This is a genomic window from Methylocystis sp. WRRC1 (assembly GCF_020733155.1).
Lineage (GTDB): Bacteria > Pseudomonadota > Alphaproteobacteria > Rhizobiales > Beijerinckiaceae > Methylocystis.
Genome location: NZ_JAJFZJ010000001.1, coordinates 3194630 through 3207988, shown reverse-complemented (window position 1 = coordinate 3207988; position 13359 = coordinate 3194630). Strand labels below are relative to the sequence as shown.

Below are 13359 nucleotides of genomic sequence, written 5' to 3'. Positions count from 1 at the left end.
CGGCCGAATCGGCTGCGAAGCATGGCGTTGTTTATATCAGAACCGCCTGAATCCGCTCGTGTTGCATTGCAGCGACAGCTGTCCGAGATTTCACTGTATTGTGACAGAGGGATGTGAAAACCATATCGGTTCAATGACGCTTTTCTGACAGAAGGACGACGATGAACCCGATCCCTTTCCTCGACGTGCGCGACGGCGGACCCGTGGCCCATGCGCAGGCGCGGGTCGACGCCGCAGTCGCCTTGCGCGACGCCTGTCTCGGCGTCGTGGCCCCGCTCGGGCGGCTCTGCCTTTCGCCGATCGACCGCGTCGCCGCCAACTGGCTGCGACGTTCGGGGTCCGCCTATCGCGCCGAGCTGGAGCATGTCGCCGCTATTCTCGGCTTCCCCGGCGCCATGACGCTCAACATGTCCTATCTCTTCGCCTGCACGACGCAGGCTTATGAGGGGGTGGACGGACTGCCGCGCATTCGCCGCACGCTCGATTGGCCCTTCCACGGCCTCGGCAGGGCGGTCGAGATCGCTTGGCAATCGGGACCGGCCGGCGACTTCTACAACGCCACCTGGCCGGGCGCGGTCGGGGTTCTCAGCGCCATGGCGCCGGGACGCTTCTGCGCGGTCATCAATCAGGCGCCGATGCAGCGGCGCACCAGCAGCGTCCTAGGTTTCCCCTATGACGCCGCGGTCAATCTCCGCAATGCGCTCAGGAGCGAGGGCGACTGGCCGCCGGATCATCTGCTGCGCTACGCCTTCGAAACCTGCGAAACTTTCGAGGAGGCGGTGCGGCTGATCGCCCGCGAACCGCTGTCGCGCCCCACCCTGTTTACGCTCGCGGGCGTGAAGCGCGGCGAGATGGCGCTGATCGAGCGCACCGAGCGCGAGGCGCGCATCATTCGCGGTCCCGTGATCGTCGCCAACGACTGGCAGGAGCCGCGGCCCGGCTGGCAGGCGCGCATGAACCAGGAGAACAACGAGCATCGCAAGGCGGCGATGCGCAAGGTGACGCCGGACGCGCCGCTATTTTCCTGGGTCGAGACGCCTGTGCTCAACAAGCTGACGCGGCTGGCGGTCGAAATGCGCTCGGCGGGCGCCGGCGATCTCGTCGCGCGCGGATATGAGTGCTCCTATCTGAGAGGCGAGCCGGAGGCCGCAACGGAGGATTTCCACCTTCGCGCGGCGACGCCGACGGCGCTGGCCGCCTAATCCAGCCTCGGCGCGCTGGCTCGGCGCAGGCGATCATTGATCGCCTCTCCCAGCCCGCGCTCCGGGATGTGCGCCACGGCGACGCTGCGCACGCCGCGCGCGTCGAATTCGCGCAAATAGGCGAAAAGATTGGCCGCCGCCTCGACGAGATCGCCAACCGGCGAAAGATCGAGCACGGTCGCGCCCGGGGGCGCCAGCGCCGTCAGCCGGCCGCCGAAATCCAGCGCCCCTTCCCCGGGCTCCAGCTCATGCGCCTCCAGCCGCAGCCGCGCGTCGGGGGCGTAATGCGAGGCGGTCATGCCCGGCGCGAGCACCTCCGCCCGGGGGGGCGCCGCGAGTTTCTCGCCGAGAACCTTCTCGATCGCCTCGCGCGAGATGGCGCCCGGGCGCAGCAGGATCGGAGTCGCCTCGCAAAAGGAGACGATGGTCGATTCGAGCCCCGCCGTCGTGCGGCCGCCGTCGAGGATCATTTCCACCCGGCCGGAGAGATCTTCCGCCACATGAGCCGCCGTCACGGGGCTGACATGGCCGGAGCGATTGGCGGAGGGGGCCGCGATCGGCCGCCCCAGCGCCGCGATCAGCGCCTGCGCGACCGGATGATCCGGGATGCGCAGGGCGACGCTCGGCAATCCGGCGCGCGCGAGTTCGCAGACCGACCCGCCCGGGGCGACGGGCGTCACAATTGTCAACGGCCCCGGCCAGAAGGCTTCAGCGAGACGCAGCGCCGCTTCGGGCAGCAGCGCCTCGCGCCGCGCAGACTCAATATCCGCGACATGAGCGATGAGCGGGTTGAAGGACGGCCGCCCCTTGGCGTCATAGATGCGCGCGACCGCCCAGGCGTTTGTGGCGTCGGCGCCGAGACCGTAGACCGTCTCGGTGGGGAAAGCGACGAGCCCGCCCTCCCGCAGCGTGGCCGCCGCCCGAGCGATCGCGGCGGCATCCGCCCCGGCGAGAACCGTCACGATCCGCGGCCGCGATAGGGCGGCACCGGGATCGCCATATGAGCGGCGCGCAAGGCCTGTGACCAACGTTCGCGCAGATCGCGGAAATATTCGTCACTGGCGTCGATGCGCGTCGACACCTCCAGACGCAGCGCGTCGCGCCGCATCATGGCGATGTCGATCGGCAGGCCAACCGACAGATTGGAGCGGATCGTCGAATCCATCGAGATCAGGCCAATCTTCAGCGCGTCATACAGGTCGGAATCGAAATTGACGGCGCGGTCCAATATCGGCTTGCCGTATTTGTGCTCGCCGATCTGGAGGTAATTGGTGTCCGGCGTGCATTCGATGCTGTTGCCGGCGGTGTAGATCATGAACAGCCGCGGCGCGCCGGCGCCGATCTGGCCGCCGAGCAACAGCGAAACGTCGAAACTCACGCCCGCCGCCTGCTCTACCGAACTATGAGCCTCCTTGCGCGCGCGCCGCACCGCGCGGCCGATCAGTTGCGCGGCCTGCAGCATGTTGGTCGCCGTCATGATACTCTCGGTCTCGCCCGTCTCCGGGTTCTCGAATCCGTCGGCGATGAAGTTCACCACGCCCTGCGTCACGGAGAGATTGCCGGCAGTGGCGAGCATGAGCGCGCGCTCGCCCGGCTTCTCGAAAATGTGAAGCTTGCGAAAGGTCGCTATATTGTCGAGGCCTGCGTTGGTGCGCGTGTCGGCGACCATCACAAGTCCGTCGCGCACCATGATGCCGCAGCAATAGGTCATAGAAGCTCCCCGAGCCGAGCGCGCCGCCCTGGCTCGCGCTCGCCCCGGTTTACAAGTTCCGGGCCAGAAGGCACAAGTGTTGGAAGGCTCCCCGCGAACAATGTTTCTCCATGCGCATAAATGGTCGAGACTACAGGACGATCTGGATCGATGACGACGGCCGCAGGGTCCATGTCATCGATCAGACCCGCCTGCCCCATTGTTTCGAGACCCGCACGCTCGACGATAGCGACGCCGCCGCGCGCGCGATCAAGGAGATGGTCGTGCGCGGCGCGCCGCTGATCGGCGTCACGGGCGCCTATGGCCTCGCGCTCGCGGCGGCGCGTGATCCCGGCGACGCGGCGATCGAGGCGGCGCATAAAAAGCTTCTCGCGACGCGCCCGACGGCGGTGAATTTGCGCTGGGCGCTGGACCGATCGCGCGACCTGCTGCTGGCGGCGGTGCCGGAATTGCGAGCCGATCTCGCCTATGCCGAGGCCGGGAGAATCGCCGAGGAGGACGTCGCCTCCTGTGCGGCCATCGGCGACTTCGGCGCCGATCTGATCCGCGCGGCGGCGGAGAAGAATCCCGGGCGGCCGGTGAATATCCTCACCCATTGCAACGCGGGCTGGCTCGCGACGGTCGACTGGGGCACGGCGCTGGCGCCGATCTACAAGGCCGCGCGGGCCGGAATCCCCCTCCATGTCTGGGTCGACGAGACGCGCCCGCGCAATCAGGGGGCCAGCCTCACGGCCTATGAGCTTCTGGGCGAGGGGATTTCGCATACGGTCATCGCCGACAACGCCGGCGGCCATCTGATGCAGCACGGGCTTGTCGATCTCGTCATCGTGGGGAGCGACCGCACCACCCGCGCGGGCGACGTCTGCAACAAGATCGGCACCTATCTGAAGGCGCTCGCGGCCCACCATAATGACGTCCCCTTCTATGTCGCCCTGCCGAGCTCCACCATCGACTGGCGCATCGCCGACGGCGTCGCGGACATTCCGATCGAGGAGCGCGACGCGCGCGAGGTCACGCACATCGTCGGCCGCGCGGGCGACGGGTCGATCGTCGAAGCCCAGCTCACGCCCGACGGCTCGCGCGCGCGCAACTACGCCTTCGACGTCACGCCCGCGCGTTTCGTAACGGGCCTCATCACCGAGCGAGGCGTATGCGCGGCGACGGAACGGGGGCTGAAGGAGCTGTTCCCCGACCTCGCGGACGCCGCCTAACGCTCCCGCGGCCCATAGGATTTGAAGCGCTCGACGGTGCGGTAAATCTCGTCGTCCGGCAGGATCACCGGCTCGCCGGCGATCGAGCCGAGATAAAACACCTGCGCGAGCGCCTCCAGCTCCACCGCGCGCCAGAGCGTCTTGCGCATATCGGCGCCGGTGACGATGGCGCCATGATTGGCGAGCAGCACGCCGTCCCGGTCCTTCAGCCCCGCGACGACAAGGCGCGACAGCTTCTCCGTTCCATAGGGCGCATAGTCGACGCATCGCACGACCGGCCCGCCGAAAGCCGCGATCATGTAATGCACGGCGGGAATCTCGCGCCGCAGCGTCGCGAGGGTCGTCGCATAGGTCGAATGCATGTGCACGACGGCGTTCACATCCGGTCGGGCGCGATAGATGTCGAGATGAAAGCGCCATTCGCTCGATGGCGGCAGCGGCCCGTCATAGGCGCCATCATGGCTGTCGAACTTCATGCAAGCGATCGACCCGGGGGCGAGTTCGCGACTGGGCACGCCGCTCGGCGTGACCAGCGCCGAATCGCCGTCGCGCATCGAGAGATTGCCGGCAGAACCATGGTTCAGCCCGAGCCGCTCGAGCTCCTGCGCCGCGGCCACGATCGTCGCACGCTTGTCGCTTTCCCTCATCCCCGTTCCCTCGCCCGTCGCAATTTGTCCGCAACCGCCCGCGATGCGCGCCGCCAGCGCGGCGGCCCCGCACGCAATGATATTGCCCCCGGCGGCGATTGCGGTATAGGACGGTTCGTCCCCCGCGACGGCGGGGCCGGTAGCTCAATGGTTAGAGCCGGCCGCTCATAACGGTCTGGTTGCAGGTTCGAGTCCTGCCCGGCCCACCACTTCGCATTTCAGCCTCGCAAGTTGTTGATTTACTTGTCTATTTTTTTCGGTTTTTGGACGGTTTCGCCCGATCGGGCATAGGATTGCCGGGCCGCATTGATCAGCGTGACCCGCGCCCAATCCGACATTGACCGCTGGTCAGCTTCCGCCGCCGCGCGAATTGCCTCCCTTTCCTCGTCCGAGAGGCGCACCATGAAGGGTTTTCGTGCCATCCTTGGATTCTATACGCCGTATAGCGCTCGTCAATCGCTTTCCTTCGGTGGTAGTGGGTCAGTTTGAAATTAACTTGAGCGAAAGAGATTTGTCGCTAATTATTCGTCGCCCGGAGAACCGGGTAACCCGCAAGGGTTATACAGTAGTAGCTCAGCTGGATAGAGCGCTTGCCTGCTAAGCGAGAGGTCGCGGGTTCGAGTCCCGCCTACTCGCTCAGGTAGCCTGTTTTTTATAGGGGCCACGCTTGGCGGGAGTGGCCTTCGCTTCCTCTGCCTCAACAAGCGCGACGATATCAGCGACCTCCCAAAGCCGATCGGAAACGCCAGCGGCCATTGCCGGCGGCATGCGCAGCTTCGAATGAACGCGGACGAAGTTGTAATACATCACGTGAAGAGCGACCGCGTATGCGTGGTTTTCAACCTTCTTTGAAAATCCGTTGGTCAGGCGCGTGAAGCGGCGCATGTGCATCCGCATCGTGAGGTTCTGGCGCTCGACATACGAGGTCGAAACGTGCGCCGGATCGGGTTTGCCTTCAATGCGCTCTTTCTTCGCGCCAAGGCACACGGCGGGGCTGTAGCGACCCTTAGCGGCATCAGGGACGGTCCCATAAATTTTGTTCAGGATCGCGTAGTCGATATCGCATCCGAATGCGCCTTCAACGGCCTCCAGATAAGCCTTGTGGCCGTCGCTGGTCAGTTGAACACGGTTGGCGAGGCGAGAGGCCAGATCGTCCATGAACACCTTCGCGCATTCGCCGTCGCGACCGCCGACGAAATAGGAGACGATGAGCTTGGAGTCTGCGTCGATCGCGGTCCAAGTCCACGTATCGCCAGCCCATTCCGGCGCCGCTTTGGCCGCCGCCACATTCTTCTGCTTGGCGTAGGTAAAGCTCCAAATCTCATCCACTTGAATGCGCTTGGCCTCGACGTTCCGCACATTGGCATCGTGATAGGCCAAGCACGCCTTACCAGCATCCGCCAAGAGCTTCGCGACCGTGTTCTTTGAAGCGCCAGTAAGACGTGTAATCGCGCGGATCGACTGGCCTTCGCAGAGAAGATGGAGGATTTTGGCGCGGTCTTCGGTCGAGAGCTTGTTCATGACAGGAAATGTAAGCTGGCCGCCCGCTTAAGTCAAGCATAAAGGTCAGTTTGACTGCTCTAGTCAATTTGATATTGCTTTTTGGCCTCATGAGTGATACGAGGGATCAATGAGAGTCGTGTTTGCCGACGAAAAGCTTTCTTTGATTGAAACAGACGAGGCCGGCGAAACCAGGCTTCCGATCGGTGTCATCAAGTCAGCCAGACGGAAGCTCACGGTTCTTCGTGCGGCGATCGATGATCGCTCTCTTCGGAATTGGAAGAGCCTGCACTACGAAAAACTGAAAGGGGATCGAGAAGGTCAGCGGTCCATTCGGGTAAACGACCAGTATCGAATGGTGTTCGAGTTGGACGAGGAAACCGAACCGCAAACAGTGACGATCTTATCGATCGAGGACTATCATTAATGTCAAAGTCTGCGCCATTCCCGGTGGATCACCCCGGCACATTTATCGCTGAGGAGCTTGACGCTCGTGGCTGGGCGCAGGCGGACCTTGCCTATATCCTTGGGGTCGATGTTAGCCAGCTCAATCGACTGATAAAGGGCTCTACAGACGTTACTCCTGACTCCGCGGTAGCGCTTGGCGACGCGTTCGACATGCCCGCTGAGTTTTTTCTGAACTTGCAGAAGATGTATGATCTGCATCGCGCGAAAAAATCTGACCCCGGTGTTCGGACACGCGCATCTTGGCTTTCGGTCTTCCCTGTCCGAGAGATGATTAAGCGCGGTTGGATTGAGGATGCTGAGCCTGCCCTTCTCCATCTTCAGATGCTGCGTTTCTTTGGGAAGAATCGAGTCGAAGATATCCCGTTTGTCAGCGACGCTGAGATAATCGCGCACGCGCCGAAGAAGACTGGATATGAAGAAACGACACCAATCCAATATGTGTGGCTGCATAGAGTCCGGAAAATAGCTGAAGGTGTTACGGATTGCCCAGCTTATTCGGCTGATGGGCTGCGCAAGGCGCTCCCGTCGATAAGAGCGCATATGCTTGACAAAGACGACCTTATAAAAATTCCAAGCATCTTGTGGGCTTGCGGTGTGAGGTTGGTCTTCGTCGAGGCGCTGCCGGGGTCGAAAATCGACGGTGTGTGTGTGTGGCTTGGCGACCAGCCTGTTATTGGCATGACGCTTCGTCTCGACCGCCTTGATAACTTCTGTTTCGTGCTTCGGCATGAAATTGAGCACATCTTGCGCGGAGATGGCCACGCCGAATCTTTCACGCCGGTCGATGAAATAGGTGCAGACGCAGATTCTAATTCGAGCCTTCCTGCTTGCGAGATAATAGCAAATCGGGAGGCGGGAGAATTTTGTGTGCCCCGAGACTTACTGAATTCTTTCATTGAAAGGAAAAGCCCGTTTATTTCTGAAAGGGATATGCTGGCTTTTGCCGCGAGAGTTAAGATAAACCCCTGCGTAGTCGTCGGCCAGATACAGAAGAAGACGAAGAACTATGCTTGGCTGAGAAAGTATCAGACTAGCATAAGGGAGCACATCCTCGATTGGCGTCTGAAAGACGGATGGGGATACCCTGCACCAACCGGTCTATAGAGGGTACTATGGCGGACTATCACGAACAGGTTCTGCGCCTTTGGGATGAATGGGTTGCAGAAACCGGCCAGCCTTCCGGCGCCGGCAACCCTGCCGACTTCATTGACTGGGCGGTGGCGGCGAAAAAGCTTGCCCCGCGCCCGCAGGACATCAAACGTATCCTGCGAGAGCAAGTGACACGTGAACTTAGGAAAGCGCGTCGATTTGATATCGAAGGTGGCTTTACCTATCGAGCGAAGCAATGCGTCACCCTGTTCGACGGCGGGGTGGCAACAAAGCACTACTTCGACACAGATACGGGAGGAACGCCCACGCTGAGGCAAAAGGCAACGAAGCAACGGCGAGATGCGATTGCTCACTCAGTTTATCGGGGGGCTTGCGACGTTGAGAGGATGAACAAAGTCTTCCCTGACGACCCGCAACTGAATTTCTTTACAGATTTCACTGATGACGTTGCGGAATTGCGAGCGGCAGAAATGCGCTCAGACGACGAAGAAGATGATGATGACGATTGCGTCGCCTAACTCTTTTTCCACCTAGCGGCAGCAGCTAAGCTCGCGATTTCTGATCGCTGCGCGGGCGTAAGAGCCTTGGCTCGCGCCGGACCACCTTTAGTCCCGCCCTTCCTTGCCCGCGCCTCTTTTGGCGTCTCTGGTAGCGTCTCCGTTTCTCCGGTCGCCATGTCCACGATGAACTTGGCGAGCTGGTTGGGGTCGCGGGGGCGTTTCGGCTGTTTCGTCATAAGCCTAGTGTGGGGATTGCGGATGCTCCGTCAACCCCGCCCGATTTCAAACTGACCCACTACCCCTTCGGTTTGACGACTTTTCCAATGGCTTGTTTGGCGAGCCGCTCCCGGTCTGCGGCGCGGGTGTAATGAGCGGCCATTTTCCCGCCGTGCCATCCGAAAATGGCTTCTAGCTCTCTCTCGGTCGCGCCGTTGTTCGCCGCTCGCGTCGCGCCCGCCTTGCGCAGCCCATGCGCCCGTCCAGGCACGCCAGCCGCCATGCACGCCTCCCTGAAGAGGTTTCCAAGGCTTTCCTTCGTCAATGGCTTCCCGCCGTGCGTCGAGATAAGCGTCGTCTCTCCTTTCGGGCTGGCGTCTATGACCGCTTGCAACTCGGGGAGGATCGGGATTGCGAGTTGCGCCTTGTTCTTTTCCGCCCGCATCAGGATCACGCCGTTTTTTATCTGATCATGTCGCAGGCTGGCGGCGTCGCCGCGTCGCAACCCTGTGTATAGGAAGACGGCGAGCCATAGGCGCTCCCGCGTCCCTATCGGCCAGTGCGCTTCGTATTTCTCGATTTCTTCTTCTGACCAGACGTGGAAGCCATCGCCGGTCGTCGCCGCCCGGTCAACACCTTGCGTCGGGTCCGACCGCAAGATTTCCGTATCAACCGCCCATTTGAAAAGAGCGCGAACGGTTTTGAGATAATTGTTTGCCGCTGCTGGCGTGGCGGCGCGTCGCTCGCGCCCGTCGATAATATCCCGGCGCGTGATACTGGCGGCTGGATAATCTCCCGCCCCTGCGATGATATGCGAAAAGATGTTGTCTCTCTGGCGCTTCGTCGCGGGGCTAAGCCGCCTCCAATCGGACGATTCACGGTAGAGGTCTATGAGCCACGCGAGAGAGCCGACGCCGCTCTTCTTGCGCCGTGGCGGTGGCGTCTCGCCTCCTACAGCCGCATGATATGCGGCCCTGAACTCTGGCGAGCCATAATCGCCCCTAATGCGTATTCGAGGGCCGTGGCCTATCCGCACATACCAGAACGTCTCGCCGTTCCGGCCTGTCTCTCGGTGAAGGTAAGGCGGTCTTTTCCGGGCCATGCGGCCTTCAAAGGACCGGCCTTCCCTTCCCCGCAACCCGCGATGTCGCCGCTGATGGGACTTCCCATGAGTAATCCCCGCTGTTCCCGCTATCCACTGTCGGGTCATAAGGGACGATCTTGCAGCTTCCGTCCGGGCGTGCCTCTATCACATGCGGGCGGCCTGTGACCTTTTCGGCCGCGCGCAGCATCCGCTCATAGTCGGATTGAGTGTGCGCCGCCTTACGCCGCTGGCGCGTCTCGCCTTGCTTAGCTTTGGCGGGAGGGGCTGGCATCACGTCACCTTTTCAGCGGCTTCTTTTTGTCTGTTCGGGAATTGACGCCGAGCGCGAAATACTGCGCCCTGTCATTCTCGATCTCCAAGGCGTTAATCAGCCTTGCAAGCCTTTTGTCCCTATCGTCGCTGTGAGGCTCTTTCATCAGAGCCTCAGCTAACTTGATGTAAATCATCACGATATTTGTCAGCGCGACGAATTGCTTGCGTTCGGGCTTCTTGAGAGCTTGCGTCATGTTGGCGGGGGTGCGTGGCATGTCAGTCATCCGCCGCCGCGAGCGCTGCGCCAAAAATTGCGCCGATCAAACAGATTGCCTCTGTGAATGTGGCGAACAACTTGTATCGTTCGCCGAAAATGTAAGCGTTAACCTCCGGTGCTGTGTCGAGAAACAAAACAACCAGAGGCAGCGATACCGCAAGCATGAAGCCGATCACTGCTCCGACAAGAATGTTCTTTGTGCGCGGGCTCATCTCTCTACCTCTCCCCAACTATTTCGAGGAACCTCTTGGTTTGCGCGGCCCTCGCGGCTTCCCACGCGGCGGCCCACACGGCTTCCCTCTTGGCTCCCCTCGCGGCGGCCAATTCCTCGTCAGTCGCCTCGCCAATTGCGTGACGCTCGGCAACATCCAAAGCAGCGCGAGACCGTTCATCCGTCATCAGATGCTCGACCTGACGAGCACACCAAACTGCGTAAAGCCGCCACTCTTTTGCATATTGCGGTTCTGCGCGGCAGGCCCAAAGAGCGTCATCAACCCCGCATATTTCGACAATCCGCGCGTAAGGCAGCGGCTCGTCATCTGCGGCCGTCTTGCCGAGCCCAGCGAGCAACACCGGCCATTGGTCTTGGCATGGCCTGTGTTCGCGAATACGGTTGAGCGTGGTGCAGATCATAGGTCTACATCTCCCCTACTTTACCTTCCTCCCCCTATCGGGGTTTGCTCTCACGAGCCGGCGCGGAATCCGCCGCTTTGGTCGCTGTGCGTGATATTTTGCTCACGCCTTCCCTCTCGTCTCGGGCTGGCCTTCAAAGCGCGCGATCATCTCTTTCATCAGGCAAACGACATCACGCCGATCTGCACCGTTCGAGATAAAGTTGCATCGACTATTCGGGGCTTCCCCAAACGGGAAAACAAGCAGCACGAATCCGACCTCGCGCGGCCGCTTCACTTCTCCATCTACGCCGCCGTTAAAAAATTCGTCCAGCGTGGCAGCGACGGCGTTCATCTGTGCATTAAATTTCGGCTCAATAGGCGCATCGCCAAGGCGCTTAGAATTGTTCATCGTCTCACTTCTCCCCTGCTTTGCGGATAGCGGCGACGAAGGCGGCTCGGAGCGTCTTGAAACAGTGCCTTTCGTAATCGTCTAGGTCGCCATCGTCCGGATGGTGGAAATATAGGCCACCGTCGCTCATCACGGCGCACAATGCCTTTTCCATCTCCGGCGTCGGATGGGACAGAGCGTCTAGAACTGCGTCAATGAACGCATCAACTTCGAAATCTAATGCGTCCGGGTAGCACGATTCGCGATGGAACTTTCGCGCCGCCTGAGCGATCTTTTCTCGCATAGTCATTTTGATCCTCCCAAGGCGGCGATCACGGATTCCGCATCGCGGATGTTCTGCGATCGCATGCACGACCCAAACTCCCGTTCGATCCCCTCCGCATGTTCGCGCACCGCTTTCGCCGCATCTTCCAGCCCGCGCCGGTAATCGTCTGATGGCGGAGCGGCGGATATTGCAACGGAAATCATATGTCGGATCATGTCGTTCATCATCGCCCCGACTTCCGCCGATAAATAGACTTCCCGCGCCGCCGTAACCATCTCATCAGTGACTTTCATCGCATCCCCCTTGCTTTCTCAATCAGCCGCATAGACGCCACGTCCGCCATGTGACCGGGCGCGAACTCGATCATGCCGCCGTCACGCGGCCCCGGCGAAAAATCGCGCCTGCTGTTTATCAAGCCGCATCTGATCTTCTGGCGCTGGTGTTGAACGATGTCGTAAGCGTGGTGATAGGTGTGGCCGTGTGCGATAAGCTCGGCGACGACATCGCTGAAATCTCGCCCGCTCTGCAATTCGCGGAAGATGTATTCCCGCATCCGCTTACGGCCCGGGGAGCCTCTGTGGTGTAGCGGCGAGAGAAGGGGAAGCTCAGTCATGCCGCTTCCCTCTCGAATATGACGCCAGCGAAATATCCCTCACGTTGCAACTGCGCCAACATCTTCGCCGCGTGCTTCCGCGCGCTGGCGTCAAGGCGCGATTCCGAAAAGGCGTCGCCAAGACCTTCGATAATCGCGCCGATCGCAACAGACAGCCGCGAGCCTTCTTCAAGCACCAGATAATCAGCGGCCAAGACGGCTTGCAGGACATAGACGACCATCAGCCCGACCTTATCGACGCGCGCCTCGTGCTCGCGATATTCCTCCGTCAAAGCGTCATGAAGGCGCACAACTCGGCGCATCAACTGGCGCCGTCGCTTGTCATCGCAGCCTCGCAGGGTTTCTTCGTTCGCCTCTATCAAATAGGCGCGACACCGCTTGAAGTCTTCCGCTTCCTGATCCGTCACACCGCAGTCAATGATGTTTAGTAACATCGTTGGGAAGAATAGTGCCTCAGTTCGCTGGCGATCGTTCATTTTTCCCTCTGGTAGTTGATGATCGCCGCTTTCACTGCGTCGCGCTCGGCGCCGTTCTCGATTGCGAGGCGCACTGCCTCAAACAAATGATGGTGTTCCGCCAGCCTAACTTTCGTCTCGCTGCCATACTGGATATGGACGCCGCAAAGATCGATCGCCGCTACCCAAAAGCTGATCTTGCCGCCGTCCGTAATTTGGAACTCGATGACGGCCGAGCCTTTCAAAGCGCAATCAATGCGCACGCCGTTGACGGCGAAGGGGCGGAGGTTATTGAAGTGATATTCGATCTGATCAGGAGCCATGATACGCCTCGTAAATTCTGATTTGATTATTGATTCATCTCGTATCTGCGATGGGTGTTCGAGCATCATGACGACATCCTGAGTTTCGTAGTTGTGGGCGCACGGATATGTTTCACGCATCAACATAAATCCCCCTCCGCGCCGGCAGTGGCAGCTTGTCGGACCTCGGCTTCTCTTCCCTCGCGCGCCGCGTAATCTTCCCCTTCGGCCTCGCGGCGCCCTTGTGCTTCGCTTCCCGCCGCTTCGCCTTCGCAATCGCTGGGACATCCTCTTTGGCAGTCAGATCCCGGTGACAGCGATAATGCGCAGGGCGCGTGTTGCTCGCATCATCAGCGCCGCCCATCTCGATCGGGATCAGGTGCGAAACCTCCCACCGCTCGCCAACGGTGATCTTGCCGGCGCAGATATGACAAACGCCGTCGGCCGCCGTGAAAATGGACAGCCGCTCTTTCGTCGATATGCGCCGGCGCTTCTTCATCGC

21 protein-coding genes and 1 tRNA gene are annotated in these 13359 nt (G+C 60.9%); 6 read left to right on the top strand and 16 right to left on the bottom strand.

Features of this window, described 5'->3' with window-relative positions:
- The first annotated feature begins 161 nt into the window (after positions 1-161).
- Positions 162-1202 (top strand): hypothetical protein, encoded by a 1041-nt coding sequence (locus LG047_RS15720; protein ID WP_227967680.1) that lies wholly within the window; start codon positions 162-164, stop codon positions 1200-1202.
- On the opposite strand, the gene LG047_RS15715 is transcribed toward LG047_RS15720, so the two are convergent.
- Positions 1199-2164 (bottom strand): L-threonylcarbamoyladenylate synthase, encoded by a 966-nt coding sequence (locus tag LG047_RS15715; RefSeq protein WP_227967679.1) that lies wholly within the window; start codon positions 2162-2164, stop codon positions 1199-1201. The two genes, LG047_RS15720 and LG047_RS15715, sit on opposite strands and share 4 nt — an antisense overlap.
- Positions 2161-2913 carry a peptidase gene (locus LG047_RS15710; RefSeq protein ID WP_227967678.1) on the bottom strand — a complete coding sequence of 251 codons (753 nt, stop codon included), beginning with the start codon at positions 2911-2913 and terminating at the stop codon, positions 2161-2163. Before LG047_RS15710 ends, LG047_RS15715 begins: the two co-directional genes overlap by 4 nt.
- Positions 2914-3023: 110 nt before the next feature.
- On the opposite strand from LG047_RS15710, the gene mtnA reads away from it, so the two are divergent.
- The gene (gene mtnA / locus LG047_RS15705; protein ID WP_227967677.1) at positions 3024-4124 is read left to right on the top strand and encodes an S-methyl-5-thioribose-1-phosphate isomerase; all 1101 of its coding nucleotides are present in this window, start codon (positions 3024-3026) and stop codon (positions 4122-4124) included.
- Here mtnA and LG047_RS15700 read toward each other — a convergent pair.
- Complete coding sequence (locus LG047_RS15700) at positions 4121-4771, bottom strand: class II aldolase/adducin family protein (RefSeq protein ID WP_227967676.1); 651 nt, start codon at positions 4769-4771, stop codon at positions 4121-4123. The two genes, mtnA and LG047_RS15700, sit on opposite strands and share 4 nt — an antisense overlap.
- A gap of 133 nt (positions 4772-4904) precedes the next feature.
- Here LG047_RS15700 and LG047_RS15695 point away from each other — a divergent pair.
- Positions 4905-4980, top strand: a tRNA-Ile gene (locus LG047_RS15695).
- Between the two features lie 30 nt (positions 4981-5010).
- On the opposite strand, the gene LG047_RS15690 is transcribed toward LG047_RS15695, so the two are convergent.
- Complete coding sequence (locus LG047_RS15690; RefSeq protein WP_227967675.1) at positions 5011-5175, bottom strand: hypothetical protein; 165 nt, start codon at positions 5173-5175, stop codon at positions 5011-5013.
- 232 nt (positions 5176-5407) lie between these two features.
- Positions 5408-6292 (bottom strand): helix-turn-helix domain-containing protein, encoded by an 885-nt coding sequence (locus tag LG047_RS15685; protein WP_227965711.1) that lies wholly within the window; start codon positions 6290-6292, stop codon positions 5408-5410.
- Positions 6293-6401: 109 nt separating this feature from the next.
- Here LG047_RS15685 and LG047_RS15680 point away from each other — a divergent pair, with 109 nt between their 5' ends.
- From LG047_RS15680 to LG047_RS15670, 3 genes are read left to right on the top strand one after another with little or no spacing between them, the layout of a single operon-like run.
- Entirely contained in the window at positions 6402-6698 is a 297-nt protein-coding gene (locus LG047_RS15680) for a type II toxin-antitoxin system RelE/ParE family toxin (RefSeq protein ID WP_227965712.1), read from the top strand.
- On the top strand, positions 6698-7843 hold the full coding sequence (locus tag LG047_RS15675; RefSeq protein WP_227965713.1) for a HigA family addiction module antitoxin: 1146 nt from the start codon (positions 6698-6700) through the stop codon (positions 7841-7843). The genes LG047_RS15680 and LG047_RS15675 overlap by 1 nt, the downstream gene beginning before the upstream one ends.
- Positions 7844-7851: 8 nt before the next feature.
- Positions 7852-8367 carry a hypothetical protein gene (locus LG047_RS15670; protein WP_227965714.1) on the top strand — a complete coding sequence of 172 codons (516 nt, stop codon included), beginning with the start codon at positions 7852-7854 and terminating at the stop codon, positions 8365-8367.
- Positions 8368-8644: 277 nt separating this feature from the next.
- Here LG047_RS15670 and LG047_RS15665 read toward each other — a convergent pair whose 3' ends face one another.
- The 11 genes from LG047_RS15665 to LG047_RS15615 all read right to left on the bottom strand — a co-directional run bounded on the left by LG047_RS15665 (position 8645) and on the right by LG047_RS15615 (position 13356).
- A complete protein-coding gene (locus tag LG047_RS15665) occupies positions 8645-9223 on the bottom strand; it encodes a tyrosine-type recombinase/integrase (protein ID WP_227967674.1) in 579 nt (192 codons plus the stop codon).
- A gap of 722 nt (positions 9224-9945) precedes the next feature.
- Positions 9946-10230 (bottom strand): hypothetical protein, encoded by a 285-nt coding sequence (locus LG047_RS15660; protein WP_227967673.1) that lies wholly within the window; start codon positions 10228-10230, stop codon positions 9946-9948.
- Positions 10199-10411, bottom strand: a complete 213-nt coding sequence (locus LG047_RS15655; protein WP_227967672.1) for a hypothetical protein — start codon at positions 10409-10411, stop codon at positions 10199-10201. Before LG047_RS15655 ends, LG047_RS15660 begins: the two co-directional genes overlap by 32 nt.
- 4 nt (positions 10412-10415) lie before the next feature.
- Entirely contained in the window at positions 10416-10832 is a 417-nt protein-coding gene (locus LG047_RS15650) for a hypothetical protein (protein ID WP_227967671.1), read from the bottom strand.
- Positions 10833-10934: 102 nt separating this feature from the next.
- Positions 10935-11222, bottom strand: a complete 288-nt coding sequence (locus LG047_RS15645; protein WP_227967670.1) for a hypothetical protein — start codon at positions 11220-11222, stop codon at positions 10935-10937.
- A 4-nt stretch (positions 11223-11226) separates the two neighbouring features.
- Entirely contained in the window at positions 11227-11511 is a 285-nt protein-coding gene (locus tag LG047_RS15640) for a hypothetical protein (RefSeq protein ID WP_227967669.1), read from the bottom strand.
- Entirely contained in the window at positions 11508-11780 is a 273-nt protein-coding gene (locus LG047_RS15635; RefSeq protein ID WP_227967668.1) for a hypothetical protein, read from the bottom strand. Before LG047_RS15635 ends, LG047_RS15640 begins: the two co-directional genes overlap by 4 nt.
- Positions 11777-12100: a hypothetical protein gene (locus LG047_RS15630; RefSeq protein WP_227967667.1), complete on the bottom strand. Its 324-nt coding sequence runs from the start codon at positions 12098-12100 to the stop codon at positions 11777-11779. Before LG047_RS15630 ends, LG047_RS15635 begins: the two co-directional genes overlap by 4 nt.
- Positions 12097-12576, bottom strand: coding sequence for a hypothetical protein (locus LG047_RS15625; RefSeq protein ID WP_227967666.1), 480 nt, complete (start codon positions 12574-12576; stop codon positions 12097-12099). The genes LG047_RS15630 and LG047_RS15625 overlap by 4 nt, the downstream gene beginning before the upstream one ends.
- Positions 12573-12947 carry a hypothetical protein gene (locus LG047_RS15620; RefSeq protein WP_227967665.1) on the bottom strand — a complete coding sequence of 125 codons (375 nt, stop codon included), beginning with the start codon at positions 12945-12947 and terminating at the stop codon, positions 12573-12575. The genes LG047_RS15625 and LG047_RS15620 overlap by 4 nt, the downstream gene beginning before the upstream one ends.
- A gap of 43 nt (positions 12948-12990) precedes the next feature.
- Positions 12991-13356: an HNH endonuclease gene (locus tag LG047_RS15615; RefSeq protein WP_227967664.1), complete on the bottom strand. Its 366-nt coding sequence runs from the start codon at positions 13354-13356 to the stop codon at positions 12991-12993.
- Between the last annotated feature and the right edge of the window lie 3 nt (positions 13357-13359).

What these genes read in the sequence shown, in the direction of transcription:
- LG047_RS15720 (WP_227967680.1), top strand. Translation starts at nt 162, where the DNA reads ATGAACCCGATCCCTTTCCTCGACGTGCGCGACGGCGGACCCGTGGCC.
- LG047_RS15710 (WP_227967678.1), bottom strand. Translation starts at nt 2,913, where the DNA reads ATGACCTATTGCTGCGGCATCATGGTGCGCGACGGACTTGTGATGGTC.
- mtnA (WP_227967677.1), top strand. Translation starts at nt 3,024, where the DNA reads ATGCGCATAAATGGTCGAGACTACAGGACGATCTGGATCGATGACGAC.
- LG047_RS15700 (WP_227967676.1), bottom strand. Translation starts at nt 4,771, where the DNA reads ATGAGGGAAAGCGACAAGCGTGCGACGATCGTGGCCGCGGCGCAGGAG.
- LG047_RS15690 (WP_227967675.1), bottom strand. Translation starts at nt 5,175, where the DNA reads ATGGTGCGCCTCTCGGACGAGGAAAGGGAGGCAATTCGCGCGGCGGCG.
- LG047_RS15685 (WP_227965711.1), bottom strand. Translation starts at nt 6,292, where the DNA reads ATGAACAAGCTCTCGACCGAAGACCGCGCCAAAATCCTCCATCTTCTC.
- LG047_RS15680 (WP_227965712.1), top strand. Translation starts at nt 6,402, where the DNA reads ATGAGAGTCGTGTTTGCCGACGAAAAGCTTTCTTTGATTGAAACAGAC.
- LG047_RS15675 (WP_227965713.1), top strand. Translation starts at nt 6,698, where the DNA reads ATGTCAAAGTCTGCGCCATTCCCGGTGGATCACCCCGGCACATTTATC.
- LG047_RS15670 (WP_227965714.1), top strand. Translation starts at nt 7,852, where the DNA reads ATGGCGGACTATCACGAACAGGTTCTGCGCCTTTGGGATGAATGGGTT.
- LG047_RS15655 (WP_227967672.1), bottom strand. Translation starts at nt 10,411, where the DNA reads ATGAGCCCGCGCACAAAGAACATTCTTGTCGGAGCAGTGATCGGCTTC.
- LG047_RS15650 (WP_227967671.1), bottom strand. Translation starts at nt 10,832, where the DNA reads ATGATCTGCACCACGCTCAACCGTATTCGCGAACACAGGCCATGCCAA.
- LG047_RS15645 (WP_227967670.1), bottom strand. Translation starts at nt 11,222, where the DNA reads ATGAACAATTCTAAGCGCCTTGGCGATGCGCCTATTGAGCCGAAATTT.
- LG047_RS15640 (WP_227967669.1), bottom strand. Translation starts at nt 11,511, where the DNA reads ATGACTATGCGAGAAAAGATCGCTCAGGCGGCGCGAAAGTTCCATCGC.
- LG047_RS15635 (WP_227967668.1), bottom strand. Translation starts at nt 11,780, where the DNA reads ATGAAAGTCACTGATGAGATGGTTACGGCGGCGCGGGAAGTCTATTTA.
- LG047_RS15630 (WP_227967667.1), bottom strand. Translation starts at nt 12,100, where the DNA reads ATGACTGAGCTTCCCCTTCTCTCGCCGCTACACCACAGAGGCTCCCCG.
- LG047_RS15625 (WP_227967666.1), bottom strand. Translation starts at nt 12,576, where the DNA reads ATGAACGATCGCCAGCGAACTGAGGCACTATTCTTCCCAACGATGTTA.
- LG047_RS15620 (WP_227967665.1), bottom strand. Translation starts at nt 12,947, where the DNA reads ATGATGCTCGAACACCCATCGCAGATACGAGATGAATCAATAATCAAA.
- LG047_RS15615 (WP_227967664.1), bottom strand. Translation starts at nt 13,356, where the DNA reads ATGAAGAAGCGCCGGCGCATATCGACGAAAGAGCGGCTGTCCATTTTC.